Annotated in this window: 26 protein-coding genes and 1 pseudogene; 18 read left to right on the top strand and 9 right to left on the bottom strand. The window is 69.7% G+C overall.

Annotated elements, in window-relative coordinates; genetic code table 11:
- Positions 1–333 precede the first annotated feature (333 nt).
- The 7 genes from ACZ6S6_RS06235 (at position 334) to ACZ6S6_RS06205 (ending at position 7,632) form a co-directional block, all read left to right on the top strand.
- A complete protein-coding gene (locus ACZ6S6_RS06235) occupies positions 334–1,944 on the top strand; it encodes a sensor histidine kinase (RefSeq protein ID WP_469704151.1) in 1,611 nt (536 codons plus the stop codon).
- Positions 1,941–2,348 carry a roadblock/LC7 domain-containing protein gene (locus ACZ6S6_RS06230; RefSeq protein WP_123464316.1) on the top strand — a complete coding sequence of 136 codons (408 nt, stop codon included), beginning with the start codon at positions 1,941–1,943 and terminating at the stop codon, positions 2,346–2,348. The genes ACZ6S6_RS06235 and ACZ6S6_RS06230 overlap by 4 nt, the downstream gene beginning before the upstream one ends.
- Complete coding sequence (locus ACZ6S6_RS06225; RefSeq protein WP_362966651.1) at positions 2,345–2,716, top strand: DUF742 domain-containing protein; 372 nt, start codon at positions 2,345–2,347, stop codon at positions 2,714–2,716. Before ACZ6S6_RS06230 ends, ACZ6S6_RS06225 begins: the two co-directional genes overlap by 4 nt.
- Complete coding sequence (locus tag ACZ6S6_RS06220) at positions 2,697–3,311, top strand: GTP-binding protein (RefSeq protein WP_362966649.1); 615 nt, start codon at positions 2,697–2,699, stop codon at positions 3,309–3,311. Before ACZ6S6_RS06225 ends, ACZ6S6_RS06220 begins: the two co-directional genes overlap by 20 nt.
- Positions 3,312–3,402: 91 nt before the next feature.
- Complete coding sequence (locus ACZ6S6_RS06215; protein WP_469704150.1) at positions 3,403–4,947, top strand: cytochrome P450; 1,545 nt, start codon at positions 3,403–3,405, stop codon at positions 4,945–4,947.
- Between the two features lie 136 nt (positions 4,948–5,083).
- Positions 5,084–6,424: a 6-phospho-beta-glucosidase gene (locus tag ACZ6S6_RS06210; RefSeq protein WP_469704149.1), complete on the top strand. Its 1,341-nt coding sequence runs from the start codon at positions 5,084–5,086 to the stop codon at positions 6,422–6,424.
- Between the two features lie 173 nt (positions 6,425–6,597).
- Positions 6,598–7,632 carry a carbohydrate-binding protein gene (locus ACZ6S6_RS06205; protein ID WP_469704148.1) on the top strand — a complete coding sequence of 345 codons (1,035 nt, stop codon included), beginning with the start codon at positions 6,598–6,600 and terminating at the stop codon, positions 7,630–7,632.
- Positions 7,633–7,697: 65 nt separating this feature from the next.
- Here ACZ6S6_RS06205 and ACZ6S6_RS06200 read toward each other — a convergent pair whose 3' ends face one another.
- Positions 7,698–8,138 carry a hypothetical protein gene (locus ACZ6S6_RS06200; RefSeq protein ID WP_362966639.1) on the bottom strand — a complete coding sequence of 147 codons (441 nt, stop codon included), beginning with the start codon at positions 8,136–8,138 and terminating at the stop codon, positions 7,698–7,700.
- Positions 8,132–8,590, bottom strand: a complete 459-nt coding sequence (locus ACZ6S6_RS06195; protein WP_362966637.1) for an ATP-binding protein — start codon at positions 8,588–8,590, stop codon at positions 8,132–8,134. The genes ACZ6S6_RS06200 and ACZ6S6_RS06195 overlap by 7 nt, the downstream gene beginning before the upstream one ends.
- Positions 8,591–8,795: 205 nt before the next feature.
- Between ACZ6S6_RS06195 and ACZ6S6_RS06190 the strand changes: the two genes are divergently transcribed.
- The 5 genes from ACZ6S6_RS06190 to ACZ6S6_RS06170 all read left to right on the top strand — a co-directional run bounded on the left by ACZ6S6_RS06190 (position 8,796) and on the right by ACZ6S6_RS06170 (position 12,139).
- On the top strand, positions 8,796–9,656 hold the full coding sequence (locus ACZ6S6_RS06190) for a helix-turn-helix domain-containing protein (RefSeq protein ID WP_362966635.1): 861 nt from the start codon (positions 8,796–8,798) through the stop codon (positions 9,654–9,656).
- On the top strand, positions 9,656–9,892 hold the full coding sequence (locus ACZ6S6_RS06185) for a DUF397 domain-containing protein (protein WP_024490276.1): 237 nt from the start codon (positions 9,656–9,658) through the stop codon (positions 9,890–9,892). Before ACZ6S6_RS06190 ends, ACZ6S6_RS06185 begins: the two co-directional genes overlap by 1 nt.
- A 259-nt stretch (positions 9,893–10,151) precedes the next feature.
- A complete protein-coding gene (locus ACZ6S6_RS06180) occupies positions 10,152–10,658 on the top strand; it encodes a SigE family RNA polymerase sigma factor (RefSeq protein ID WP_469704147.1) in 507 nt (168 codons plus the stop codon).
- 67 nt (positions 10,659–10,725) lie between these two features.
- The gene (locus ACZ6S6_RS06175) at positions 10,726–11,553 is read left to right on the top strand and encodes a hypothetical protein (RefSeq protein ID WP_469704146.1); all 828 of its coding nucleotides are present in this window, start codon (positions 10,726–10,728) and stop codon (positions 11,551–11,553) included.
- Between the two features lie 130 nt (positions 11,554–11,683).
- Positions 11,684–12,139 (top strand): YchJ family protein, encoded by a 456-nt coding sequence (locus tag ACZ6S6_RS06170; protein WP_469704145.1) that lies wholly within the window; start codon positions 11,684–11,686, stop codon positions 12,137–12,139.
- 62 nt (positions 12,140–12,201) lie between these two features.
- Here the strand turns inward: ACZ6S6_RS06170 and ACZ6S6_RS06165 are convergent, their stop codons facing one another.
- Entirely contained in the window at positions 12,202–14,274 is a 2,073-nt protein-coding gene (locus ACZ6S6_RS06165; protein WP_469704144.1) for an MDR family MFS transporter, read from the bottom strand.
- Between the two features lie 55 nt (positions 14,275–14,329).
- Positions 14,330–15,193 (bottom strand): ATP-grasp domain-containing protein, encoded by an 864-nt coding sequence (locus tag ACZ6S6_RS06160; RefSeq protein WP_469704143.1) that lies wholly within the window; start codon positions 15,191–15,193, stop codon positions 14,330–14,332.
- 82 nt (positions 15,194–15,275) lie between these two features.
- Between ACZ6S6_RS06160 and ACZ6S6_RS06155 the strand changes: the two are divergent.
- A pseudogene (locus ACZ6S6_RS06155) lies at positions 15,276–15,497 on the top strand (hypothetical protein); the annotation flags it as partial.
- 109 nt (positions 15,498–15,606) lie between these two features.
- Here the strand turns inward: ACZ6S6_RS06155 and ACZ6S6_RS06150 are convergent.
- The 5 genes from ACZ6S6_RS06150 to ACZ6S6_RS06130 all read right to left on the bottom strand — a co-directional run bounded on the left by ACZ6S6_RS06150 (position 15,607) and on the right by ACZ6S6_RS06130 (position 19,793).
- Complete coding sequence (locus ACZ6S6_RS06150; RefSeq protein ID WP_469704142.1) at positions 15,607–16,149, bottom strand: hypothetical protein; 543 nt, start codon at positions 16,147–16,149, stop codon at positions 15,607–15,609.
- A 155-nt stretch (positions 16,150–16,304) separates the two neighbouring features.
- Positions 16,305–17,519 carry an acyl-CoA dehydrogenase family protein gene (locus tag ACZ6S6_RS06145; RefSeq protein ID WP_469704141.1) on the bottom strand — a complete coding sequence of 405 codons (1,215 nt, stop codon included), beginning with the start codon at positions 17,517–17,519 and terminating at the stop codon, positions 16,305–16,307.
- A 4-nt stretch (positions 17,520–17,523) separates the two neighbouring features.
- Positions 17,524–17,997, bottom strand: a complete 474-nt coding sequence (locus ACZ6S6_RS06140; protein WP_469704140.1) for an SCP2 sterol-binding domain-containing protein — start codon at positions 17,995–17,997, stop codon at positions 17,524–17,526.
- Between the two features lie 98 nt (positions 17,998–18,095).
- Positions 18,096–18,359, bottom strand: coding sequence for a hypothetical protein (locus tag ACZ6S6_RS06135; RefSeq protein WP_362952532.1), 264 nt, complete (start codon positions 18,357–18,359; stop codon positions 18,096–18,098).
- A 219-nt stretch (positions 18,360–18,578) separates the two neighbouring features.
- The gene (locus ACZ6S6_RS06130; RefSeq protein WP_362952534.1) at positions 18,579–19,793 is read right to left on the bottom strand and encodes a PucR-like N-terminal domain-containing protein; all 1,215 of its coding nucleotides are present in this window, start codon (positions 19,791–19,793) and stop codon (positions 18,579–18,581) included.
- Between the two features lie 1,298 nt (positions 19,794–21,091).
- Here ACZ6S6_RS06130 and ACZ6S6_RS06125 point away from each other — a divergent pair.
- The 5 genes from ACZ6S6_RS06125 (at position 21,092) to ACZ6S6_RS06105 (ending at position 26,838) form a co-directional block, all read left to right on the top strand.
- Positions 21,092–21,736 (top strand): hypothetical protein, encoded by a 645-nt coding sequence (locus tag ACZ6S6_RS06125; protein ID WP_362952536.1) that lies wholly within the window; start codon positions 21,092–21,094, stop codon positions 21,734–21,736.
- A 143-nt stretch (positions 21,737–21,879) separates the two neighbouring features.
- A complete protein-coding gene (locus ACZ6S6_RS06120; protein WP_362952538.1) occupies positions 21,880–23,355 on the top strand; it encodes a DUF6801 domain-containing protein in 1,476 nt (491 codons plus the stop codon).
- Between the two features lie 40 nt (positions 23,356–23,395).
- Positions 23,396–24,355 (top strand): hypothetical protein, encoded by a 960-nt coding sequence (locus ACZ6S6_RS06115; RefSeq protein ID WP_362952540.1) that lies wholly within the window; start codon positions 23,396–23,398, stop codon positions 24,353–24,355.
- Between the two features lie 642 nt (positions 24,356–24,997).
- Positions 24,998–25,993: an ABC transporter ATP-binding protein gene (locus tag ACZ6S6_RS06110; RefSeq protein ID WP_311302047.1), complete on the top strand. Its 996-nt coding sequence runs from the start codon at positions 24,998–25,000 to the stop codon at positions 25,991–25,993.
- Complete coding sequence (locus ACZ6S6_RS06105) at positions 25,990–26,838, top strand: MlaE family ABC transporter permease (RefSeq protein ID WP_362952542.1); 849 nt, start codon at positions 25,990–25,992, stop codon at positions 26,836–26,838. The genes ACZ6S6_RS06110 and ACZ6S6_RS06105 overlap by 4 nt, the downstream gene beginning before the upstream one ends.
- Positions 26,839–26,841: the final 3 nt, after the last annotated feature.

The raw sequence follows: 26,841 nt of genomic DNA, 5'->3' as shown, positions 1-26,841 counted from the left end.
TCCTCCATTCACCGTACTGCTTAAGGGCGTTGAGGCCGTTCCGCGAGGCGAGAGGCGGAGGGCCCGTCCCATGCTGCGGGACATGGGGGAGTGATTCTTCCGAAATCTTCCGCCCCGTCACTCCCCGCGCACGTTCAGAAACGGTGCGTGCAAAACCCGTGAGTGTATTACCGCTGGAGAGCTCGCGCAGGGGGTTGGGTGAATGCGTCGAAGCACTGTTTCGATCTGACTAAGCTCACGCGCAGTGAAGTCGAGTTGATGTGAATTCGAGCGCTTGTTCCCAACTGCCCTGTAAGCGCGTATATCTCCCGAGTCAACCGCCAGAGGTTTTAGATGGTTCGTGTTGAATCACCGCCGATCGACCGAGAAACACCTGTCGTCCGCGCCGTGTTGCTGTCCGTTGTCGCGATGACGGGCGTGACTGCCGTCGCCCTGACACTGGTTGCCGAGGCCGCACGGATGCCAGTCGTCGGGTGCGGCGCCTTCGCCACCGCCGTGGTCGCCGTGCTCACCGCCGAACTCGCCCGCCGCGGACGCACGATCCGCCGGCAGCGCACCGCGTACGAGCACCGCTGCACCGGCCTGGAACGGCGTCTCGCCAACCACGACGAAGAGACCGTACGGATCAGCAAGGAGCTCCTGCCCGCCGCGATCCACCGGCTGCGGGTGGGCAACTCCCCCGACGAGGTGCTGCGCGACGTCGTGGACGCCGACCCCGTCTACCGGCATCTCCCCGACGCCCAGCGCTCCCTCGTCTACACGGTGCTGGACATCATCGACAACGAGGAGGCGACGCGTGACTCCGCGCAGCGCGCCTTCGTCAACGTCGCCCGCCGCGTCCAGGCGATCGTCCACCGGCAGGCCAGCGAACTGCGGGAGATGGAGGAGCACCACGGGCGCAACCCCGACGTCTTCGACGACCTGCTCCGCATCGACCACGGCACCGCGCTGATCGGCCGGCTCGCCGACTCCATCGCCGTCCTCGGCGGTGCCCGCCCCAGCCGTCAGTGGCCCAAGCCCGTACCGCTGTTCAGCGTGCTGCGCGGTGCCATGTCACGGATCCTGGAGTACCCGCGCGTCGATCTGCACTCGATCGCCAAGGTCGCCATCATCGGCACCGCGGTCGAACCGCTCATCCACGCCTGCGCCGAACTCCTCGACAACGCCACCCGGTACTCACCGCCGCAGACCCGCGTGCACGTCACCGCCGTGGAGGTGCAGACCGGCATCGCCATCGAGATCGAGGACGGCGGCGTCAGCCTCAGCGAGGAGGCCCGCGCACGGGCCGAGAACATGCTCGCCAGGGCCCAGGCCGGCTCCAGCATGAACGACCTCGGCGAGTCCCCGCGGCTCGGCATGGCCGTCGTCGGCCGGCTGGCGCGGATGTACGACCTCCAGGTCTCGCTGCGGCAGTCCGCGTACGGCGGTGTCCGCGCGGTGCTCATCGTGCCCCGCTCCATGATCACCACCGGTCCCGCACCCGGTATCGCCCACGGCATCGGCGCCACGTCGCGGCCCACCAGCGACATCGACCTCGCGGACATGAAGCACGTCGTCCCGGCACGCAGCACCCACCGCAAGCCCAGCCCCCTGGGCGCCCGTCCGGCCACCGGACCGGTGGCACCCGCCACCCGCCCGGCAGCCGCCGCCCCGGCCGTCGCCATGGAGGACGAACCCCCCGTGGTGACGGAGTGGACCGCGGGCGGACTCCCGCAGCGCCGCAGCCGCGGCCGCGCACCGCTGGGTTCCCACCACCTCCCCGCGCAGCCCGCGGATCCCACCGCGGGCCGGACGAACGGCCACGGAAACGGCCAGCACAACGGCAAGGAACCGCCTCCCGGGATCTGGCTGGAGGCGTTCACCAAGGCCGCCAACGGCGTTCCCCAGGAGCCCAGGCCCGACGAAGACTCCGATGACGCGTGGGACAAGGGAGACCTGAAGTGATCCAGCAACGGGGCAACATGGACTGGATGCTCAAAGAGCTGGCCGACGACGTTCCGGACATCCACCAGATCGTGGTCCTCTCCGCGGACGGTCTGCGCATCGCCCGGCACGGCGGCGACCCCGATGTCGCGGACCGGCTCGCGGCGGCCTGTGCCGGACTGCAGAGCCTGGCCGCGGCCGTCGCCTCGGAGATCCCGTACAGCGACGGCCGGATGCGGCTCGTCGTCATCGAGGTCACCGGCGGATTCTTCTACCTGATGGCCGCCGGAACCGGCGCGTATCTCGCCGTGCTCGCCGGTGAGACGGTGGACGCCGGACTCGTCGGATCGCGGATGCGCGACATGGTCGTACGGATCGGCGCCCATCTGACGAGTCCGCCCCGGCACGACGGGCAGGCCGGATGAGTTCTGTCCGACGAGAACGCCGCACGGTCGATCCGGAGCTGAGCGACCCGGAACGGCTCTACGTGATCACCGGCGATCCCGACGGCAGCGAGCGGGCAGCACTCGACCTGGTCACGATGGTGGTCTCGAAGTCACAGCCGACACCGACGGTCCAGCCCGAGCAGGCCGTGATCCTGCGGCTCTGCCAGGCCCCCTTGTCCGTCGCCGAGATCTCCGCCTACCTCAGCCTGCCGTTCAGCGTGGTGACCTCGCTCCTCACCGATCTCCTCGCGACCGAGCTGATCGAATCGCGAGCGCCGATCATCCGCGCGACCCTGCCGGACAGGTCCCTCCTCGAAGCGGTGATGCATGGACTTCAGAAACTCTGACACGATCACGGGCCCCCGGAGCGAGGACGTCCTTCCCACCACGGCCACCGCCGCGGTGAAGGTCGTGATCGTCGGCGGGTTCGGGGTCGGCAAGACGACCATGGTCGGATCGGTCAGCGAGATCCGGCCGCTGACCACCGAAGAGACCATGACCCAGGCCGGCGTCGGCGTGGACGACAACTCCGGCGTGGAGAGCAAGACCGCCACCACGGTCGCCATGGACTTCGGCCGGATCAGCATCAGCGAGGAGCTGATCCTCTATCTGTTCGGCACCCCCGGACAGGAACGCTTCTGGTTCCTGTGGAACGGCCTGTTCGAGGGAGCACTGGGCGCCGTCGTCCTCATCGACACCCGCCGGCTGGAGGTCAGCTTCGACGTCATCGGACGGCTGGAGGAACGCGGCGTGCCGTTCGTCGTCGCCGTCAACACCTTCCCCGACGCGCCGAAGCACCCCGTCGAGGCCCTGCGCAGCGCCCTGGACCTGCCGGACGAGGTCCCGATGATCGACTGCGACGCCCGGCTGCGGGCCTCCAGCCGCGATGTGCTGATGACCCTGATGCGATATCTGCACAGTGCGGCCGTGCCGCTCGGCTGACGTTCCCGAACGCGTTCAGCGCACCCGTTCCGCGCGCCCCCACCGCGTATCCCATTCGTCCGGCCCTGGCAGCCTGATCCCTGGAGCGATCGTGACAACCCCATTCCCCTACGAGCCCGGAGCGGCCACGGGTCCGGTACCGCCCCCCGAGTGCCCGGCCCACGGCCTCGGTATCGGCCCCGGCGGCCTGCGACGGTTCTACGGCCCCGAGGCAGAACAGGACCCGCACGGTCTGTACGACAAGCTGCGTGCCGAGCACGGCTCGGTGGCGCCCGTGCTGCTGCACGGCGACGTGCCGGCCTGGCTGGTCCTCGGGCACAGCGAGAACCTGCACATGACCCGCACCCCCTCGCAGTTCTCCCGCGACTCCCGCCGCTGGCGGGCCCTGCGGGACGGCAGCGTGGCGCCCGACCACCCACTGGCCCCGATCTTCACCTGGCAGCCGATCTGCGTCTTCGCCGACGGCGCCACCCACGAACGCCAGCGCGGCGCCGTCACCGACTCCATGGGCCGGATCGACACCCGCGGCGTCCGACGCCACATCAACCGCTACAGCAACCGGCTCGTCAACGACTTCTGCCGGGAGGGCCGCACCGACCTGGTCACCGACTTCGCCGAGCGGCTGCCGATGATGGTGATGTGCGCGATCCTCGGCATGCCCGAGGAGTACAACGACCGGATGGTGCAGGCCGCCCGGGACATGACCCGGGGCACCGCCACCGCCGTCGAGAGCAACGCCTATGTGCTCGCCGCGCTGAGCCGTCTCGTCGAACGGCGCCGCCGCGAACCCGCGGACGACTTCGCCACCTGGCTCGTCGAGCACCCCGCGGACATGAACGACCAGGAGGTCGCGGAGCATCTGCGGCTCATCCTGATCGCCTCCTACGAGGCGACCACCAACCTGATCTCCAGCGTGCTCCGCATGGTGCTCACCGACCCGCGGTTCCGGGCCAGGCTCAGCGGCGGCCACATGACCGTCCCGGAGGCGGTGGAGCAGAGCCTCTGGGACGAGCCGCCGTTCACCGCGGTCTTCGGCCGCTGGGCGGTCGGCGACACCGAACTGGGCGGGCAGCGCATCAAGGCGGGCGACGCGATGATCGTCGGCATCGCCCCCGCCAACACCGACCCGGTGGTACGGCCCGACCTCGGCGCCAACATGGAGGGCAACCGCGCCCACCTCGCGTTCAGCAGCGGCCCGCACGAATGCCCTGGGCAGGACATCGGGCGGGCCATCGCCGACGTCGGAGTCGAGGCGCTGCTGATGCGGCTGCCCGACCTCGAACTCGCCGTCGACGACAGCGAACTCCGGTGGGTCGGCAACATCATGGGCCGTCACCTGCTGACCCTGCCCGCTGAGTTCGCGTCGCGCCTCCCGCAGGACGACAGGGAACCGCCGTCCATGGGCAAGCCGAGTCCGGCCCGCCAGGACTGGGAGGTGCAGTCGACGGTCCGCCACACGGCGCCGATCCCGGTCCGCGTCCCCGTCCCGTCGGAATCGGCCGACGCCGGCCCGACCGGGGCGACCGCCGCGGCCGACGGCTCGGCGCCGGCACCGGGCCTGATCCCGCAGCAGGGCCGGCCCGCCGCCCCGGCCCGGCTGTGGCGCGTCGTGACCGGCTGGTGGAACGGCTGCTGACCGGCAGCGGATGACGACGGCGGCCCGGCGGCAGGGGAGCGGAACCTCCCTCCGCGCCGGGCCGTCGTCCGCCCGGCCGCGGCACCGGCCCGTCGCGCGGGGCCTCCTCGCGGTACCCCACGTACCATGCGGAAGCGTGAAGCTGACAATTCTGGGTGGCGGCGGGTTCCGGGTTCCTCTGGTGTACGGGGCGCTGCTCGCCGACCACGCCGAGGGGCGGGTCTCCGCGGTCACCCTCTACGACACGGACGCCGACCGGCTGACCGCCGTCGCCCGGGTGCTCACCGAACAGGCCGAGGGCATCCCGGACGCGCCGGCCGTCGTCGCCACCACCGAACTCGACGACGCGTTGCGGGGCGCCGACTTCGTCTTCTCCGCGATCCGGGTCGGCGGGCTCGCGGGCCGGGCCGCCGACGAACGGGTGGCCCTCGACGAAGGCGTGCTCGGCCAGGAGACCGTCGGCGCGGGCGGAATCGCCTACGGTCTGCGCACCGTGCCCGTCGCGGTCGACCTCGCCCGGCGCATCGCCCGGCTCGCACCGCACGCCTGGGTCATCAACTTCACCAACCCCGCCGGCCTGGTCACCGAGGCCATGTCCCGGCACCTCGGTGACCGCGTCATCGGCATCTGCGACTCGCCGGTCGGCCTCGGCCGCCGGATCGCCCGGGTGCTCGGCGCGGACCCCGACCGGGTCCGGGTCGACTACGTCGGCCTCAACCACCTCGGCTGGGTGCGCGGGCTGTACGTCGAGGGCCGGGACGAACTGCCGCGCCTGTTCGCCGACCCGGAGCTGCTCGGCTCGTTCGAGGAGGGCAGGCTCTTCGGCGGCGACTGGCTGCGGTCCCTGGGCGCGATCCCCAACGAGTACCTGCACTACTACTACTTCAACCGCGAGGCGGTCCGCGCCTATCAGGAGGCGGAGCAGACCCGGGGGGCCTTCCTCCGTGAACAGCAGGAGGGCTTCTACGGCCGGATGAAGCACCCGGACACTCCCGCGCTGGCCACCTGGGACCGCACCCGCGCGGAGCGCGAGGCGACCTATATGTCGGAGAACCGGGATGTCGCCGGGGCCGGGGAGCGCGACGAGAGCGATCTCGACTCCGGCGGCTACGAGCAGGTCGCGCTGGCCCTCATGCGGGCCGTCGCCCGCAACGAGCGGACCTCCCTGATCCTCAACGTCCGCAACCGCACCACCCTTTCGGTGCTCGACGCGGACGCCGTCATCGAGGTGCCGTGCCTCGTGGACGCGAACGGCGCGCATCCCGTCGCCGTCGACCCGCTCCCGTACCACGCCGTCGGCCTGGTCACCTCGGTCAAGGCCGTCGAACGCGCGGTGCTGGACGCGGCGGCGAGCGGTTCGCGCGCCGACGCGGTCCGGGCGTTCGCCCTGCACCCGCTGGTCGACTCGGTCTCGGTCGCCCGTCGCCTGGTCGACGGCTACACCAGGGTCCACCCCGGTCTCGCCTATCTGACGTAGCACCGCTCGCGGGACAGGCGTCATACCCGGGGCACTTCTTCAACGGCCACAGCGGCGTCAGCCTCGGCGACCGCGACCACAACTCGTCGTACGGCCAGGGCATCACGGGCGCCTCGGTCCGGCCGAGCGGCGCCACCGACGCCACCGGCACCTACGTCAGCAACATCGTCGGGATGACCAAGACCGAGATCTCCGGACCCGGGAACCCGCCACCCGTCGAGCGCGGCAACCTCCTGCCGCCCACCGACCCCGGCTACACCGACCCCGGCTACACCGACCCCGGCTACACCGACATCCGCAACGGCGAACTGTGGCTGCGTGCCGGCTCGCCCGCCATCGACGCGGGCGAGACCGTCGACGGGGTGACCACCGGGGTGCGCGGTGCCGGCCCCGACCAGGGCGCCTACGAGTACGGTGACGCCATCTGGTCGGCGGGCTGCAACCTGCCCGGCTGCCGGTCCCGGGTCCGCAACGAAGGCTGGAGGGCCACCGCGTCCGACGCCTCCGCGGCCGTGGACGGTGTCCAGACCACCCAGTGGAGGTCCGGCGCGCTCCAGGCCCCTGGCCAGTCGCTCACCGTCGACCTGGGCACACCGAAGACCGTCGGCCGGCTGGCCCTCGACGCCACCGGGCACCCGTCCGAGTTCACCGTCGCGACCAGCCGTGACGGCAAGCGGTGGGGCAAGCCGGTCGCCGAGGTGAGCGGCCGTTCCTTCACCCAGGAGGCCGTCTTCCCGACCGCCACCGTCCGCTATCCGCGGATCACCCTCACCGCACCGGGCGACACCGAATGGGGTGTGAACGAGATCCGTCCGTACGCCGACGGGCCGGACGCCGCCGGGACGCTCCAGGCCGAACTGGCCACCGATGTCGTGGGCACCACCCGGGGTGACGCCGCCACCGGGCTGCTGGGCTCGGGCGACCGCTTCGGCTTCCGCAAGGTCGAGTTCGGTGCGGGCGCTGACCGGATGACCCTCCGCGTCGCGGCGCCGGGCCGGGGCGTGACCGGTCTGCTCCAGGTGCGGCTGGACAGCCCGAAGGGCCGGATCGTGGGTGTGCTGCCGGTGAGGGCGACCGGCGGCGCCGACACCTGGCAGGAGCAGTCGGCGAAGCTGCCGCACACCGTCACCGGTTCGCACGACGTGTATGTCGTCGCCGCGGGCGGACCGCGGACCGCGGCCGTCGACTGGCTGACGTTCGGCAGGTGAGTACGCGGGTGGGGGCCGGGGCATCGGATGACGCCCCGGCCCCCACCCGTACGTCCGCTCGCAGGTCAGGGGGCGGAGGGGACACGCGGCCCGCCCGCGGACGTCCACGAGGGCGTCACACCGGTCACCTGGCAGACCATCAGGTAGAGCGGGATGGGCGGCGTGTACGGCGTACGGCTGTCGGGCTGGTGGATCAGCCGGGGCCGTACCGCGGAGACGTAGGCCCCACGTGCGTAGGCGGCCTGCGCGGGCCAGTCCAGATCGAGGTCCGAGCCCGACGGGACGATCCACCACCAGCGCTCCCCGTCGTCGAAGACACACCCGGTGCGCGGCAGATGAGACATCAGCCGGAAGCCGTACCGCGCCGGCACTCCCACCGCGTCGCAGCCCAGGGTCGCCGAAAGGGCGGAGGGAAGCGGAAGTTGCACGCGGCCGCCACCAGCGGGGCGGCCGGGCTCACGGAGCCGGCGGGTTCCGAGGAGATGGGACATGGCGTTCTTCAGCATGAGTGCTCCGTGCCGTGCGGCAGTTCTGCCCAGACGATGCGGCCCGAGCCGCCCCCGGCGTCGCGGGACCCCCAGGCACTGCACATCGCGTCGACGAGCAGCAGGCCGCGTCCGTGCTCGTCATCGGCGCTGCGGCACAACCGCGGCCCGCCTGGCTGGTGTCCTTGGTCCTGTACGGCTATGCGCAGCCGGTGATCGAGACAGCGCAGCTCGCACACGACGCGAGAGCTGGCGGTGTGCACCACCGCGTTGGTGACCAGTTCGGACACGATGAGGATCGCCGCCTCGTGCGCGTCGCCGTCCAGCCGCCACTCGTCCAGCCGGGCCCGCGTCAGCCGCCGGGCACCGGCTACCGACTCCGGGTGCGCGGGCAGCGCGAAGCAGTACCGGAGCGCTTCCGTCCCGGGGCTGAGATCCATGAGCCGGGGGATGAGCGCACTGCCAGGTGCCACGACCGAATCCTCACAGTGGGGGCTGCGTCACGCTTCGCGATCCTCGCGAAAAGAGGGGGGCGCGACTAGTGAACTGGTTCACTCACCAACTCTCCCCCTGTCGTGAACACTTGGCAAGGGGCACTCTGAAATTTCCAGAGTGGCTGTGTCTTTGATGCCACGCGCATGGCACACTGCTGGCAAACAGCGCATGGGGAGGTCTGAAGTGAGTGAACCGCGGTCCGCCCCGACCGTGGGTCAGGTCGTTCTCGGCAAGCGCCTGCAGGATCTGCGGGAACGTGTCGGCCTGAGCCGGGACCAGGCTGCCAAGGTGCTGCGTGTCGCGCCCGCGACGATACGCAGGCTGGAGACGGCCGAGGTCGCTCTCAAGATCCCCTATGTACAGCTGCTCCTGAAGGCCTACGGGATCTCCGAGGAGGAGGCCGACGCCTTCGTCGTCCTCGCCGAGGAGGCCAACAAGCCCGGCTGGTGGCAGCGTTTCCACGACGTGCTGCCCGACTGGTTCAGCATGTACGTCAGCCTGGAGGGCGCCGCGAGCCTGCTGCGCATGTACGAGCCGCACTTCGTCCCCGGGCTGCTGCAGACCGAGGACTACGCGCGCTCGGTGATGCGTACCGGAGCGGTCGGCCAGACCAGGCCGGAGGACATCGAGCGCCATGTGGCGCTGCGGATGCAGCGCCAGTCCCTGCTCACCCGGCCGGACGCCCCGCGGCTGTGGGTCGTGATGGACGAGACGGTGCTGCGCCGCCCGGTGGGCAGCCCGGAGGCCATGCGCGCCCAGATCGACCAGTTGCTCGAAGCGACCGCGATGCCCAATGTGACCCTCCAGATCGCCGAGTTCTCGACCGGCCATCACCCGGGCACCTACGGGCCCTTCGTGCTCTTCCGGTTCGCCGTCCCGGAGCTCCCCGACATGGTCTACAGCGAGTACCTGACCGGGGCCGTCTACTTCGACGCCCGCCCGGAGGTGGCCTCCTACCTCGAGGTCATGGACCGCATGGCGGCCCAGGCCGCGACTGCACAACGCACGAAGGAAATCCTCCGGGGCTTCCGCAAGGAGCTGTGATGACACCCATATACAACGGCATGCCGGCCGCCGAACTCGGCTCCGAGGGCTGGTACAAGCCGTGGAGCGGTGGCAACGGCGGCAACTGTGTCGAGGCCATGAAGCTGTCCGACGGAAGAATCGCCATGCGCCAGTCCGCGGACCCGGACGGCCCGGCCCTGATCTACACCCACCGCGAGATCGCCGCGTTCATCCAGGGTGCGAAGGCCGGCCAGGCGGATTTCCTGCTGACCTGACCTGGGACTGACCTGACCTGGGACTGAGCCCCGCCCGTGACCGGGCGGGGCTCACTTGGTCTCCGACCGCCGAACACGTGGATTCGGTGCCGGCCACGGGTCTGGCTCTCCCGCTCACCGTAGCCCGCCCCGCGCGGAACACCGCTCACCCGGCAACGGTGGAGACGAAGGTGCTCCGGCCGCGCGACATCCTGCCGTCTCGCGTAGTCAAGAGGGGTATGCACGGGGATCACGGAACAAGAGAACAGACGGTGGCCGAGTGAAATCAGCACAGGAGGATCAGTACCTGGAGTTCGTGGACACGAGGGCGAAGGCGCTGTACCGCTCGGCATACGTCCTCGCGGCCGGCGACACCCATCTTGCCGAGGACCTGGTCCAGGAGACCCTCAGCCGGGTGTACGTGCACTGGAAGCGGGTGGCCCGAGCGGACAGCCCGGCGGCCTACGCCCAGACGGTCCTGGTCCGCACCTTCCTCACCCTGCGGCGCCGGCGAAGCACCGGTGAGCGCCCCATCGGGAACATGCCCGACAGCGCGGCGGCCGGCCCGGACGCCGCACTGCGGCTCACCCTGCTGGACGCGCTCGGACAACTGCCGCCCCGGGACCGGGCGGTGCTGCTGCTGCGCTACTGGGAGGACCGCAGCATCGAGGAGACCGCCCAGATGCTCAAGCTGAGCAGCGGCGCGGTCCGCTCCCAGGGCACCCGGGCACTCAACAGGGTGCGCGCGTTGCTCGGCGACAGCCTGTCCGACCTGGTTCCGCACTGAACATCCGGTGCGCACAGGTCGAAACCACCCCGAAATCCACATCAGTGACAGAACAGGTGATGCCACCATGCCGTTCGAAGCAGACCTCGCACACGCCCTGAACCGCACGGCGGACTCCCTCGAACCCGATCTCACCACGCTCACGAGCGGAGCCGTCGAGCGCGGGCGGGGCCGCAGCCGGCGTCGGCGCAACGCCGGCGTCATCGCCGGGGTCGGCGCCTGCGCCGCGATCGCGGCAGCCGGCCTGGTGCTCCCCGGGGCGCTCGCCGGGGCCGGCTCCGAAGGGTCCGACATGGAAACGGTGGCGCTGGCGAGGCCCCGTTCCGCGATCACCGGCACCCAGATGATCAACGCTGTGAAGAAGACGTTCCCCGGGAGCCGGTTCGACCAGGAGCACGGGCAGAGCAACGACCCCTCGAACCCGTCCGGCGGGTGGGTCGCCAACGGCGGAGTGGACGTCAACGACGGGCACGGCGCCGCCAACGTCGGTGTCTCGGCCCTGCGGCTCAAGCTGCCGCTCAGGGACGGCGAAGGGCTGAGCTGCGACCGAACGGCCGGGCGTGCCAAGGCCGGCGACACCTGCGAGCTGAGCGAGCTGCCGAGCAGTGCCGCGCTTCCCGGCGGAGCCCTGGTGATGTCGGAGAAGATCGCGGAGAGGCAGCCGATGGGCGGCGACCCCGTGCCCGAATCCGGCATCGCTCACCGCTGGACGACGACGGTCACCCTGAAGTCGACGGGCGCCCAGCTCCAGATGGTGCAGTGGAACACCGCCGGCGACTTCGGTGGCGGAAGCACGCCGAAGCCGACCCGTGACGCCCCCCCGCTCTCCCAGAAGCAGGCGGTGGCCGCACTCACCGGTCCCGCCTGGGCACCGATCCTCGGTGCCGTCGGCTGACCCGTCGCACGGCCGGAAACGGTGGCGGAACCTCCATGACCTGCCGCGTCGGCGGGTCATGGAGGTTGAGGGGGCGGCCGGCGACCACCGGCGCGCGGGCACGGCCCTGTCACAGGCCACAATGGACCCCATGTCCCGACGCACCTCACGCCCCCGGCGCCCGTCCGCCGCGAGCACCCGCACCGTTCCCGTACCGGAGATCACCGCGGCATCGCCCTGTCCGTGCGGGCTGCCCGCCGAGTACGGCGCGTGCTGCGGGCGGCTGCACGCCGGGGCCGCCGCGCCGACCTGTGAGGCGCTGATGCGTTCGCGGTACGCGGCCTTCGCCGTCCGGGACGCCGCGTATCTGCTGCGCACCTGGCACCCCGCCACCCGGCCGGACGTCCTGGACCTCGATCCCGGGGTGCGCTGGGAGCGGCTGGAGATCCTGGGGACGACGGAGGGCAGCGCCTTCCACACCACGGGCACGGTCACCTTCCGGGCGCACTTCAACGACAACGGCCGCGCCGACTCGCTGCACGAGAAGAGCCGCTTCGTCCGTTGCGAGGGCGCCTGGGTCTACGAGTCGGCGATCTTCGCCGACTGATCCGCTCGGCGGGTCCGGCGGCCGTACGCGTCGGACCGCCGCCCCTTCAGACCGGCGCCCCGTCAGACCGGCGCGCCGGCCGGGGCCGCCGGGGACAGCTCCTGCGTGAGGTCCTCCGCCAGCAGCCGCTTGGCGATGACGTCGACCGCGGCGCGCACACGCGCGTCGTCGGGGCGCTCGCCGTCGTGGCCCAGCTGTTCGTTGAGCCATGTCGCCCAGGCGGCCGTGATGGTCCCGGCCTCCCTGCTGCCCGCCTCGGTGTGCGCGAACAGATGGCCGTCCCCGGTGAGATAGCCCTCCTCGATCATCCGGTCGAAGACGGGCACCAGTACCTCCGGCGGAATCCGGTGCCGGGCCGCGATCAGCCGGAGCCCCGCGTGGCCGACCAGCCGGGTGAACAGCTCGACCTGCATCACCGCCCAGGCCCCCGCCATGTCGAGCCGGGTGTCCGATTCGGAGATGATCCGCCGGGCCGTGCCGGGGTCGACCCGCCGCAGGACCTTGGCCACCGAGAACTCCAGCAGCAGGGCCGAGTCACCGGCGCTCGGTGAGGCGAAGCCCTCGCCCATGTCGGTCGAGCCGACCCGTACCGTGTCGCGCAGCTTCACCTCCTTCAGGAACAGCGCCACGACGAACCCGAGCACCGCGACCGGCACCGTCCACAGGAACACCGTGTGCAGGGTGTCGGCGTATGCTTGGGCCAGCGGCGCCACCTGGGCGCCGGGCAGCGAGTGCAGGCCCTCCGGACTCTGCGACGCCTTCGCCAGCACCGCCGGATTCCCGCCGGCCCGCGCCGCCGACGCGATCCCGTCCTTGAGATTGGGGCCGAGCGCGTTGGCGTAGATGGTCCCGAACACCGCGGTGCCGAAGGCGCTGCCGAGCGTACGGAAGAACGTGACGCCCGAGGTCGCCGTGCCCAGGTCCGAGTAGTCGACGGTGTTCTGCACCGCGATCGTCAGCACCTGCATGGACAGGCCGATGCCGAGCCCGAGCACCAGCATGTACAGCGACTCCAGCCACACCCCGCTGTCCGGACCCATCCGGGAGAGCAGGAACAGGCCGACCGCCATGACCAGCGACCCCACGATGGGGAAGATCCGGTAGCGGCCGGTCTTGCTGACCACGTTGCCGCTGAAGATCGACGCGACCAGCAGACCGACGACCATCGGCAGCGTCCGGACGCCCGAGAGGGTCGCCGAGTCCCCGTCCACGTACTGCAGATACGTCGGCAGGAAGATCATCGCGCCGAGCATCGCGAACCCCACGATGAAACTGAGGATCGAGCAGACCGTGAAGACCGGGTTCCCGAACAGCCGCATCGGCAGCATCGGCTCCTTCGCCCGGAACTCGACCACGCAGAACGCCGCGAGCGCGGCCAGCCCGAGCACGAACAGGCCGATGATGACGGGCGAGCCCCAGGCGTACTGGTTGCCGCCCCAGCTGGTCGCGAGGATCAGCGAGCTCGCCCCGACCGTGACCATGGCGATGCCCAGGTAGTCGATGACCGGGCGTCCCGCGGCCTTCACGGACGGAATGGTGCGGGCCGCGGCGATGACCACCACGATCGCGATCGGCACATTGACGTAGAACGCCCAGCGCCAGGTCAGATGGTCCGTGAAGAGCCCGCCCAGCAGCGGTCCGACGACGGTGGAGACACCGAACACCGCACCGATCGCACCCTGGTACTTGCCGCGGTCGCGCAGTGGGATCACGTCGGCGATCAGCGCCATCGACGTGACCATCAGACCGCCCGCGCCGATGCCCTGGAGACCGCGCCACACGATGAGCAGCGTCATGTTCGTCGCGAGGCCGCAGAGGAACGAACCGGTGATGAAGATGATCGCCGAGAGCTGGAAGACGATCTTCCGGCCGAACAGGTCGCCGAACTTCCCGACCAGGACCGTCGCCACCGTCTCCGCGAGCAGATACGCGGTGACCACCCACGACATATGGGCGGCGCCCCCCAGGTCCGAGACGATCGTGGGCAGCGCGGTACCCACGATCGTCTGGTCCAGCGCGGCCAGCAGAATGCCCAGCACGATCGTGGCGAAGACGATGTTCCGGCGGCGCGGATCGAGCAGGGGTGGCGCGGCGGCACCCTGCGCGGCGGGGGCGGTCTCGCTGGCAGTGGTCACGTTTGCACCCTCACACCGCGCCCTGTCACCCGCATGCGGGGAACGGCCGGACGTGTCAGGCCAGCAGGTCCCGTAGCGACGCCTTCATCCGGGTCACGAACGCCTCCCGCACCGGCTCCGCCACCCTGTCCAGCGAGAGGTACGGATTGAGGTCCTCCAGCTCGACGAGGAGCAGCTCGCCGTCCGCCGTCCGGCACGCGTCGACCCGCTGGATGCCGTGGCCGAGGGTGTTCCACTCGACGAAGGACCGGGCGAACCCCAGATCCGCCGCACTCGCTTCGTACGGCTCCAGCACCCACCGCTGCTCCGGGTGCGGCGCGTACAGCGCGTACTGGAAGTCGTGGTCGACGAAGTAGAAGGACACCTCGTAGCGGAAGTCGATCCGCGGCTGGATCAGCTGGGTCCCGTCCGCCTCGGAGGACAACTCGGAGGTCAGGTCGCAGGTCAGGTCGGGGGACAGTCCGGGGCTCCGTACGAAGCGCAGTCCGGCCGAGTCCGCGCCCAGCTTCGGTTTGATCACGTACTCCTCGGCCCCCGGCAGCAGCCCCAGGTCCGCCGCCCGGTCCACGGTGGGGATCACCGGGTACCCGGCGCGGCTCAGGTCGACGAGGTACTGCTTGCCCGCCATGTCGCCCCGCCCGGTCAGCGGGTTGTAGACGCGTGCGTCCAGTTCCCGGGCCCGTGCGCAGAAGGCGTCGTACGCCTCCTGGTAGTGCAGTACCGGGCCGCTGTTGCGTATGACGGCCGTGTCGAAACCGTCCAGCAGCGCGGCGGCGTCGCGCGGATGGCAGAGCGCTGTGTCGAAGTCCTCGCGCAGCCGTGAGGTCAGAAAGACGTCCTCGTCGCAGTAGCGGCGCCCGCGGGCCTCGTAGGCGAGGTCGGTGACGAAGAGGACGGACGGGCGCGGGCCGGCGGCCATGATGTTTCCCCAAGGGGTGCGTGAGCGGACGGGTGGTCAATAACCTGGACGGCGCGCTGCCCGTCAACGACCCTGGAGCGTCATGACGTCTGCCCCGCGAGAGTCGCTTGCCCCGCAAGAGCCGCCCGTGCCCGACATCCTCTCGCCCGGCTTCGCCGCCGATCCCTACGGGGCCTACCGGATCATGCGCGAGAGCGCCCCGCTGATCCGGCACGAGGCGATGAACAGCTACATCGTCTCCCGCTACGAGGACGTCGAACGGGTCTTCAAGGACGAGGCCGGGGAATTCACCACCGACAACTACGGGCGTCTTCACCCCGGGGGCCGCGGTCGCTGCCGGTGCGGTTCACCCCGGTCGCGGGCTGAGTGAGGGGCGGCGGCACGGATCGCCGGGCCGCCGCCCCGGTGGGGCGTCAGCCGATGTGGGCACAGATGTCGTCCGTGGACCCGTGGATCATGTGGAGCGTCTTGTACCCGGTGGCGCTGATGTCCAGCGTGTAGATGCCGTCGATCAGCTGTTCCCCGCGCGGCAGGTTGCTGTCGTGCTCGCCGATCCCGGCGAGCACGGGCCCGATCGCGTGCCAGCGCTGCGAACCGTCCGCGTGGTAGTCGACCAGCGCACTGCCACTGGCATCGGCGTCGTGGAACGCGCCGGTGCCGGTGTTGGTGATCCGGATGACCAGGGCGCCCTTGTACGCGATCTCCGAGGGCGATCCGTCGGGATGCGTGGCGAGCACCTTCTGTACGACCTCGTCCACGACCGGTTCGCCGTGGATCGGGAAGTCGCAGCGGGCGCCCGCCGCCGCGTCGAACGGGGCGGTGGGCGCGGGCTCCCAGCCGCTGCCCGTTCCGGCGTCGGAGGCGGCTGGTGTGCCGGCCGAGGCGGGCGACGCGGCGGTCAGCAGCGCGGTGGTGAGTGCGAGTGCGAGTGCGGAAACGACGGTGGTCCGGTGCATACGGTCTCCCGGTGGCGGGGGCACCCTGGGTGACACCGCGGCCGGTGTGCCCCCGTACACCGGCCGCTTCTCACCCGGACGAGCATGCACCCGGTGCGGCGGGTCTGTCCCGGGGGCGCGCACGGACGGCGTCCGGACGGGTGCCCCGCACCGGCTCAGCGGATGTGGCGCCCCGAGATCGCCCGCGCGATGACCAGGCGCTGGATCTCGCTGGTCCCCTCGAAGATCGTGTAGATCTTGGCATCGCGGTACATCCGCTCGACCGGATGCTCCCGGCTGTATCCGGCGCCGCCGAGGATCTGCACGGCCTTCTCCGTGGCGGACACGGCGAGTTCACCGGCGCGCAGCTTGGACATGGAACCCTGCCCCGCGTCGAAGGTCCGGTCGTTGCGGGCCATCCAGGCGGCCTGCCAGATCAGCAGCCGCACGGCCTCGATCTCGGTACGGATGTCGGCGAGCGCGAAGGCGATCGACTGGTTCTCGATGATGGGGCGGCCGAACGCCTCACGCTGTCCCGCGTACTCCAGCGCGTACTCGTACGCGGCGCGCGCGATGCCGAGCGCCTGGGCGCCGACCGTGGGGCGGCTGACCTCGAAGGTCGCCATCGCCGCCTGCCCCTTGGCGTTGGTGCCCTCGCGGGCGCGGGCGAGCCGTGCGTCCAGCTTCTCCTTTCCGCCGAGCAGGCAGTGCCCGGGGACCCGGACGTCGTCGAGGAAGACGTCCGCGGTGTGCGAGGCGCGCAGGCCGAGCTTCTTGATGGTGCGGCTCGCCGCCAGGCCCTTCGTGGCGGGCGGCACGATGAACGCGGCCTGCCCGCGGGCGCCGAGCGCCGGGTCGACCGAGGCGACGACCACATGGATCTCGGCGATGCCCCCGTTGGTGATCCAGGCCTTCTGGCCGGAGAGGACCCACTCGTCCCTGGCCTCGTCGTAGCTGGCCTTCGTGGTCATCGCGGAGACGTCGGAGCCGGCCTGCGGTTCGGACACGCAGAACGCCGCGACCTTCGGCTCGTCCTCGTCGCCGTAGCACTGCGGAACCCACTCGGCGAGCTGGTCCGGCGTGCCGGAGGCGAAGATCCCGGCGACGGCGAGGGAGGTGCCGAAGAGGGCCATGCCGATTCCGGCATCGCCCCAGAACAGCTCCTCGTTGGCTATCTGGAGGGAGAGTCCTGTCGGGTCGCCGTACATGTCGGCGAGCGACTCGAAACCGTACAGGCCGATCCTGGCGGCCTCCTGGATGACCGGCCAGGGGGTCTCCTCGCGGGCGTCCCATTCGGCGGCCGCCGGGCGCACCACCTGGGCGGCGAAGCCGTGCACCCAGTTACGGAGGTCCTGCTGCTCCTCGGTGAGGGCGAGGGAGAAGTAGCTCATCGGCTCAGGCCTTCGGGATGTCGAAGTAGCGGGTGAGGCCCGAGGCGAGACCGACGTCGCCGGCCACCTTCAGCTTGCGCATCATGAACATCGTCACCGGATTCCCGTTGCCGGAGACCAGCTTGAGGAACTCGGCGTCCCCCATCACCAGGGTCGTGCGCGGTTCGGCGCCGGAGCGGCCCTCGCTGATGGTGCAGGTGCCGTCCGCGATCGACGTCTCGAAGACCGCCTCGCTGTCCCCGGTGATCTTCCAGCGGATCAGCGCCCTGAGCTGACCCGCGGCGTCCGGGCGGAACTGCTGCCTCATCCGGCCGAAGACCTCCCCGAGCACCCGGGTGCGCAGTTCGCCGTGCATGACCTCGCCGAGTTGCCTGGCGGACAGTCCCTTCACGATCCGCGCGAACTCCGGCGGGGAGACGGCCGCGAAGTCGAGTGCGGCCAGTTCACCGGTGAGGTTGCCGCTGCTGTTGTCGGCCACGCCAGTTCCTTACTCTGAAGTAAACTTACTTTTGAGTAAGGTAAGCGTCGGGCCTCCCCTCCGCAAGGCGGTGCGAGCACGGGCGCACCGCGGGGGAGTCACCAGGCGCTGCCGGGGTGGACCCGCAGCAGGGGGTGGTGGGCGGCCAGGAGCTTATTGGCGCGGGCCAGCTCAGACAGGGCCTGCTCACGGTCGGCCTGGTCCTCGATGCCGAGCCGCGGACCGCGGAACCTGCGGACCTCGCGCGCGGCGCGCTCGGCGTCGAACTCCGCCTCCAGGATGTGCGGCGGGATGCAGGACCCGATCAGTGCGGCGACCCGGTCCGGAATCGGCACGGGGACGAGCAGGTGCGAGGCGGTCATGGAGTGTTCCCTCTCGAATGGTGGCCAGGAGGTCGTGCGGTGCGGCCGCCGGGTGGGCGGCCGACTCCTCCATGTGTACGGGACGCGGTTCCGGGTTTCTCGTTGAGAACGTCTCCGTGTGGCAACCGTTTGGGAGTGACCGGGTATTTCGCCTTACCCATAAGTAAGTTGACTCGACGCGAGGGCCGTGATCCGGCCGGAAACCGTTCTGCGGTGCTCCTACAGGACGGATTCCTGGCTCCGGGACTGCAATTGCAGCGCCCGCAGCACCGCCTCGGTGGAGAACCTGCTCTCGGGGTCGATCAGTTGCTCGCCGAAGATGGACTCCAGGTTGCGCATGCGGTAGCGGACGGTCTGCGGGTGCACATCGAGGAGTTGGCCCATGTGGGCCGCGGTGCCGCGGGTGTCGAGCCAGATGCGCAGCGTCTCGACCAGCCGCTCCCGGCGGGTGGCGCTGATTTTGGCGATGGGCGCGAGTTCCCGCTGGGCGAGCTGGTCCAGGAGGACCGGGTCGGACAGCAGCCACAGGGTGATGAGGTGGTCCTCGCAGAGGATGAACGGCGCGTCGTCGATGACGCCCGCGTCGACGAGTTCGAGGATCCTCCTGGCCCAGCGGATCGAGTCCGAGGCCAGCGCGGTGGGGACGGTCAGCCCGATCGCGGCGCGCGTGCCGAGCAGTGACTGATCGAGCATGGATCTTCGGGCGTCGTCCAGGGGCCCCGGGATCAGTAAGTGCGGCTGGGGATCGCTGAGATCGGCCAGCACGTCGCGGTCGGCACTGACCCGGTCGAGTCCGGCGGGCGCGCGGACCGCGACGAGGGTGACCTCGTCGGGCAGTGTCCACCCGGTCTGCTCGCACAGCTCGGCGATGGCGGTACGGGGGACGGGGCGCCCGGCCAGGATCAGGTGCAGCAGGCGCCGGCGCATCGCCTCGCTCTGCTCGCCCGTCTGCGACTGCACCTCCAGGAAGCCCTCGCGGGAGAGGGATTCGAGCTCGTCGATATAGGTGAAGAGCGCGTCGGCGAAACTGAGCATCAGGGTCGGCGAGAAGTTGTAGCTCCGGCCCACCTTCTTCGCCCGGCGCAACGCGACGCGGGCGCCGAGCCGGTAGGCGCCCTGGAGCGTCTCCATGGTGCGGCCTTCATAGGCCTCGAACCGTCCGAACCGGCGGCACATGTCGTCGCGCAGCGATGTCGAGGTGGACGGCTCAGCGACCAGGTCCACGAATGACGAGAGACTCTGCTCGACGCCGACGCGAATGGCCTGGCCATTGGGCCCGCTGAGCAGGCGCGCGTATTCCGGATAGGCGCGCGTGACCTCGACGCCGATCTCCTTGATGAGGCTCGGCAGTTCGGGCCGCATGATCGCGGCGAATTCCTGGGGAAGCGGTCCCAGCGGATCCCCCGTGTCCAATGGCGAAATGACTTTCGGCATGAAGTGTCCCCTTGCTCTCCAGTGCCCGGTGGGGGGTGAGGCAGTGGGGGAAAGCGCTCCCACGAACCGACAGGTGCGTACCAAGTCCGCGATGAAGATAGACCAAGTCAGCAGCTGTGCCCACCACTTGCGCAAGATCGAAGTGCAGGGGGCACACATCTCGGCCCCGTTGTGGTGCTCCGGTGCAGGTGGGGAGTGACTGCTCACTTCCGGACAATATTTTTCGGACATTTAGTTCCGAGGAGACAAGAAAGTAACCATGGGTAATGCCGACATGTGTGTCCGCGGGCGCTGATTGCTCCGTCCCTCCGACGCCTGTCATCGAAGGCGTTGCCGGGCCGTGGTGTCGCCGGTCGGGGGGCGGGGCATCCGGGGGAGCCCGTGGAACGGTGAGCTCCGGTTCAGCCCGCGGGCGGACTCCGCGTGGCTGAATGACCCATGGTGCGGCCATGCCATTGCCGTACAGCTTGTGGAGCGGGCGGCCCGGCCCTTCTTCACCGAGGTGCGCCGCGCACCGCTCCTTCCGGAGGTCCGGCCGGTCCGGCGGCGGAGGGCCCCATGCGGTTGCCCACGGCCGTCGGGGCCTCGGCCGGGCCGGTGCGGTGGGCGGCGGAGTCCATGGCGGACCGCGAAGGGTAATTCAATTTCCCGAAACAAATCCTTCTGCGGTCCCCGGGAGCTTTAAGGGCCTTTGCGCGAACGGATATCGAGCCCTCCGTACCTGGATTTTGGGCATTGTGCCCGGGTGTGCCTGGCACACCGTCACGGTGTGCGGGCGACGGGCTCGGCGGGTGGCGCCGGGAGGGGCCGGCCCGGCAGTACGCGCCGTGCGCGCCCGCGCGAAGGCCATGGGCGGCTCCGCCCAGTTCAGCGGTGCCGCACCGGGAGGCCGTCAGGCTGCGCACGGTGGCGAGATCGACGATCTTACCGGTGGGTAGGTGACCGTACGAGGGGTGCTCAGCGCTCCGGTGGCTACGCCTCAGGTGAGTGTGTGGAGGCGGTGCCGGCCCGCGAACCTCCGCGCAACTACTCACTTTCGGATAGAAAATCGCGGCGATCTGCTGAGTTATCGCTAAGACGGAATGTCTTTATCGAGAGGCTCGGGGAATTTCTGTGCCGGGTATTGCAGCGTTGGGCTACTGGCTCGTAACGTTCGATCCGCACGGAGTTCGATCACGCAGTCGAGTCCATCGACTTCTGCGTTCCATGATGTTGAGCCGCCCTTGCGCCGGGCCCCTTGCCGGGTGCGGTGCGAGGTAATCGGGTACGTCCAACTCCACATTCCGGAGGTAAGTTCCGTGAGAAGCACCCTCAAGCGAGCGCTGTTCGCCACCACTGTCGCCGCGGCGGCGTTCGGCTTTGCCACGACGTCGGCCTCGGCCACCGCACTCGCGACGTGGACCGTGACCAACCCCACTGGCACCTTCTCGGCCTCGCTCCAGTCCGGCACCGTGGCCACTCTGATCGACACTGCCACCAGCCAGCAGGTGGACTGCTCGACGGCGTCCGCCAGCGGAACCGCGACGAGCGGGACGTACGCCACCGGTACGGGCCTCGCGAAGATCACCGCCGCGACCTTCGGTTCGTCCGCCAGCCCGTGCCCCGGACCGCTCGGCTCCTCCTTCACAGCCGTGCTCGCCCCGGGCTCCACCATCAGCGTCAACGGGAGCACCTACAGCTCCGGCGTGACCAAGGGAACCCTGTCGGGCGTCCGCGTCAACCTGACAGGTGACACCATCCTCGGCACCTGCAAGGCGGTGATCACCGGTTCCGCGAGCAACGTCACCTACACCAACTCCACCGGCGTACTCGACATCAACAACGGTGCCGGCCTGAAGGTGGAGAGCGCCACCAACTGCAGTGGGCTGCTCAACGCCGGTGACGCGGCCACCTTCGACGCGACGTACAAGCTCGTCACGCCGATCACGATCACCTCGCCGTAATCGCTTCGGGCCGCCTGTGCCGGGGGAGGGTTGCGGAGCAGAGCTCGATTCTGCTCCGCAACCGCCTTCCGGCGGCGGCCCGTTCGCCATCCGCATCCCATGGACGAGTGCTGAGCACCGAGACGACGGCAGGTTGAGTCGAGATGAGATTCAGGACGAGCGATCCGCGGCGCGCCGCACGGGTCGCGACGGTCGGCGCGCTGGCCCTGATGACCGGCCTCATGACGGGTACCGGGGAAGCCGCCGACACCCGGGTGGCCGAGGCGGACTTCGACTACACCTGTGAATCGCCCTCGGGCCCGGTACCGGTCGAGGTGACGGTCAAGGCGGAGCTGCCGCTCACCGCGAACATCGGATCTCCGATCCAGGTCCATGACGTGGGGCTCTCCTTCGCGCTGCCACGTTCAGCGGTCTCCGGTCTGCCGGGGATCGACTCGGCCCTCGTCTCGGGGGCCGTGAGTGTGGTGGCGGACGTCTCGCAGCGGGGGGAGACGACGTCGGTGCCCTGGCAGGGACTGGAGATCCCGGAAGGGCCGGTTCCCGCCGAGGGCGACCTCGAATTCACAGCCGCCGGAGACGTGCCGACGATCACTCCGAGATCCAGCGGGACCATAGGCTTCGCACTGGGACACCTCGACGTGGGCCTCGCCTTCCGGGCCGCGGAGGGTGAGCCGGCCGCCCCGCCTCCCGTCGCCCTCTCGTGCACGATCGACCCCGACCAGAGCGCGGAGCTGGCCGACGTGGACGTCCCCCCGCTCGCCGGGACCTCGTCGCCGGGACCCGGCGCCCCTCCCGACACACCCGGAACGTCCAGGAACAGCGTCGGGTCCAGCGGCGAACCGAAGGCCCAGGACGATCCGAAGACCGTGCTGGGGAAGGTGAACATACCTCCCGACTGCACGGTGGCGTCGGGGCCGATGGTGCAGCCTCCGAAGGACGCGCTCGGCTACATGGCGGGATACTCCAACGTCAACAAACTCGACGGGGCCGCGAAGTTCAGCGATCCCGGGCGGCTCCGCCTCAACCTGAACACATCCGTCTCCTTCCTCCAGTGCCCGACAGGGGTGAAGAGCTGGCTCACCACCGACGGCACACTCGACTACAACGGCAAACCGCAGATGCCGCCGGCCACGGCCACCTTCCTCACCTTCGGCTTCATGCCGACGACGGCGAAGCTTGAGCTCAGTCTTGAGGGCAGGATCGACATCGGCACACTCGGCGACTCCGCCCCCGACCCCGACACCAAGCAGTACAAGGAGACGACGACCGCTGTCGCAATGCTGCGGATACGCCTCTACGACGTCGAGGTCAACGGGGAACCGCTGGACGTCGGAGCCAACTGCCGCACTGTGAGGCCGATGGAGCTCACGCTCGTCGGCAAGGGGAGTACCGGCACGAACGGCCCCGTCGGCTACACCGTGAAGACCGGAGGGCCGTTGACCGGCACCTCGGACGTGCCACCGTTCGCCGGATGCGGGGTCACCGAGGACCTCGACAGCCTCTTCACGGCATCGGTGTCCGGCAAAGACAACTTCACCAAGATGATGCAGTCCCCTCTGTGCGTCGAAGGTGTTCCGGCGAACTGCCCGGAGCCCGAGAAGCCCACCCCCGAACGCTGAGGGCTCTGCCACCCCGCTTCCAAGAAAGGCTGGACCATCAATGAGTGCTGCCCACAAACGTGTCAGACCCGCTCTGCTCGCCGCGCTGGTGGCGGTGGCCGTCGGGATTCCGCTGAGCACCTCACCGGCGAGCGCCGCCTCGGCCCAGGCGATGAACGGCAACTGGGGCCCCTTCGCCCGGTGTCCGGTCGACGACCCGGCCATGCTCGCCGCGGACGGTACGACGGACATCGCGATATGCGTGTCCTCGCACTCCGAGAGCGGTTCCATCAAGCTCGGCAACACCGAGGCGACGACCGGTGCGAACGATCTCCAGTTCGGCGTGGTCCGCAACGCGTCCACCGGTGCGTCCAGGATCGTGGCGCCGGCCGGCGGAGCGATCGTCGGGGCGCCCACGGACATCCCCGGCGGTCTGCTCGGGCTGATGTGCCCCAGCGGCATTCCGGTGGTCTCGGGCATCTGCGGCCAGCTGGCCGACAGCAGTCTCAACCGGGTCGTGGCCACGGTGGAGTCGGCGGGTACGCCCAGCAACTTCGACCTGACCGCGGGGATGCAGAGCGGAAAGACGATCGTCGACATTCCGGTCCGCATTCACCTGCAGAACACGTTCCTCGGGTCCAAGTGCTACATCGGGACCACGTCAAGCCCGGTCGTGCTGAGTCCGCAGAACGTCTCGGTCCCGGCACTGGGCAGCCAGCGTTTCGACGCCGACGGCGCGGCCAACACCGCCGGTCTGCTGAACCGCCTCTCGCTGACCGGCAACGACCAGGGGGACAGCGGTTTCGCCGTTCCCGGGGTGAGCGGCTGCGGCCCCCTGACCCTCGGCGAGCTGAACTGGGCGGTGAACCTGAAGACCGCGCTGCCCTCGGCGGCCGGCAACAACCACCTGGTGCTGAACGACACCGCCACCTACACGGCGGGGCTGGCCCTCCCCGGCAGCTCCGCACCCCACGCCGGCCAGGTGCTTTCGGACAACTGGCACGCAGGCGTGGCCCAGTAGTCCGCACTTCTCCAATTTCCGCGCCCCGCCCGGAATGCCGCTCCGGGCGGGGCGCGGGCATGCGTGACGATCACGGCGCGGCGACTCGGAACGACTCACTTGTCGATAACCGTACGAGGGCCTTTACTCACCTCCGTACAAAAACAACACGGCCGTCAATGGACGTGCAAAAAGTTCCGGGACCGCTATTGCGAAGGCAGGTTACTGAGCCGTAGCGTCCCGGGTGAGAGTTACGGAAACGCGTCCGTAACTGTTCGTCCGACGCACATGGAGTCCTGGTCGCGCCCCCCTTGACCCGGATTTCGCACCGGGAATGCTCAGCCCCGAACCCTCCGTCCGGGGGCGGCGCTCCCGCTGTCGGGGTCTCACGGCTCCGGCCTCCGTGAACCGGGGGCCCCGACTCGCACGCCGGAGATCTTGCGCAGATTCCGACAAAGCCGGTGCGCGGCTTTGTCACTCGGTGACAAGTGATCCACACCGAGCACCTTGTTCGTCGATTTCCGCTGTTCAACGGCTTGTCCTGGCGGTTTCGGCGGACATAACGTGCGCCTCCTGGTGCATGTGTGACGAGCCGCCATTGGATTTCTCAGAGCCGGAGCGCTGACAGATGACTTCGTTCACCGACATATCGAGGGAGGGCCGATGGGAATCGAAGTAGTCGTTGAAGGCCTTACGAAATCCTTCGGTAAACAGAACATCTGGCAGGACGTCAGCCTTACCCTGCCCGCCGGCGAGGTGAGCGTGATGCTCGGTCCTTCCGGTACCGGAAAGACCGTCTTCCTGAAGTCCCTCATCGGTCTGCTCAAGCCCGAGCAGGGGCGTGTGCTCATCAATGGCGTCGACATGGTGAACAGTCCCGAACGGAAGATCATGGAGACCAGGAAGCTCTTCGGTCTCATGTTCCAGGACGGTGCGCTCTTCGGGTCGATGTCCCTCTTCGACAACATCGCTTTTCCCTTGCGTGAGCACACCCGCAAGAAGGAATCGGAAATCCGCCGGATCGTCATGGAGCGGATCGATATCGTCGGACTGCTCGGCGACGAGGACAAACTGCCCGGCGAGATATCCGGCGGTATGCGCAAGCGGGCCGGCCTGGCCCGCGCCCTCGTCCTGGATCCGCAGATCATTCTCTGCGACGAGCCGGACTCCGGGCTCGACCCGGTCCGCACCGCCTACATCTCCCAGCTGCTCATCGACCTCAACGCGCAGATCGACGCGACGATGCTGATCGTCACCCACAACCTCGACATCGCGGCCACCGTCCCGGACAACATGGGCATGCTGTTCTGCCGCAACCTCGTCACCTTCGGGCCGCGCGAGGTGCTGCTGACCAGCGATCTGCCCGTCGTCTCCCAGTTCCTCTCCGGCCGCCGCGAAGGGCCCATCGGCATGTCGGAGGAGAAGGACGCCGCCACGCTCGCCGCCGAGGAGGTCAACGGCTACGGGCAGGGCATCAGTTCGGCCAACGCCACGCGCACCGTGGTCCCGCAGCTGGAGCCCTCACCCGGCCTGCCCGTACGGCAGGGCGCGCTGCGCCGCCGGGAGCGGGTCATGTCGATGATGGGGCAGCTGCCGGAGGCCGCCCGTACGGCCATCCTGAACAGCTACAGCCCGGCCGCCGGCGGTGGACGCCCGTGACCGCCCCCATGCCGGTGCGGCCCCCCGAGCCGCCCGCGGACCGGGTGCCGGAGAAGGCGCCCGAGGAGAGACGCCCGACCCGGCTGTTCGCCCCGCTGCGGGAGACGGGCAGGCTCTTCACCCTCGCCGGGACCGTGTGCCGCGAGACCTTCCGCCGGCCCTTCCAGGTGCGGGAGTTCATCGAGCAGTTCTGGTTCGTCGCCAGCGTCACCATCCTGCCCGCCGCCCTCGTGTCCATCCCGTTCGGCGCGGTCATCGCGCTCCAGGTCGGCTCCCTCACCCAGCAGCTCGGCGCCCAGTCGTTCACCGGCGGCGCCAGCGTCCTCGCCGTCATCCAGCAGGCCAGCCCGATCATCGTGGCGCTGCTGGTCTCCGGGGCCGCCGGGTCGGCCATCTGTGCCGACCTCGGATCACGCAAGATCCGCGAGGAGCTCGACGCGATGGAGGTCATGGGCGTCTCGCCCGTCCAGCGCCTCGTCGTCCCGCGGGTACTGGCGACGATGCTGGTGGCCGTCCTGCTGAACGGACTGGTCTCCGTCGTCGGCACGCTCGGCGGCTACTTCTTCAACGTGATCCTGCAGCACGGCACCCCCGGCGCCTATCTGTCCAGCTTCTCCGCCCTGGCCCAGCTGCCCGACCTGTACATCAGCGAGATCAAGGCCCTGATCTTCGGCTTCATCGCGGGCATCGTCGCCGCCTACCGCGGCCTCAACCCGCGCGGCGGGCCGAAGGGGGTCGGGGACGCGGTCAACCAGTCCGTCGTCATCACCTTCATGCTGCTGTTCTTCGTGAACATGATCCTCACGGCGATCTACCTCCAGATCGTCCCCGCGAAGGGGAGCTGACCG

It is taken from the genome of Streptomyces sp. NPDC048671, assembly GCF_055587045.1.
Note: the sequence above shows the minus strand (reverse complement) of the source record. Positions and strands in the feature narration are given on the sequence as shown.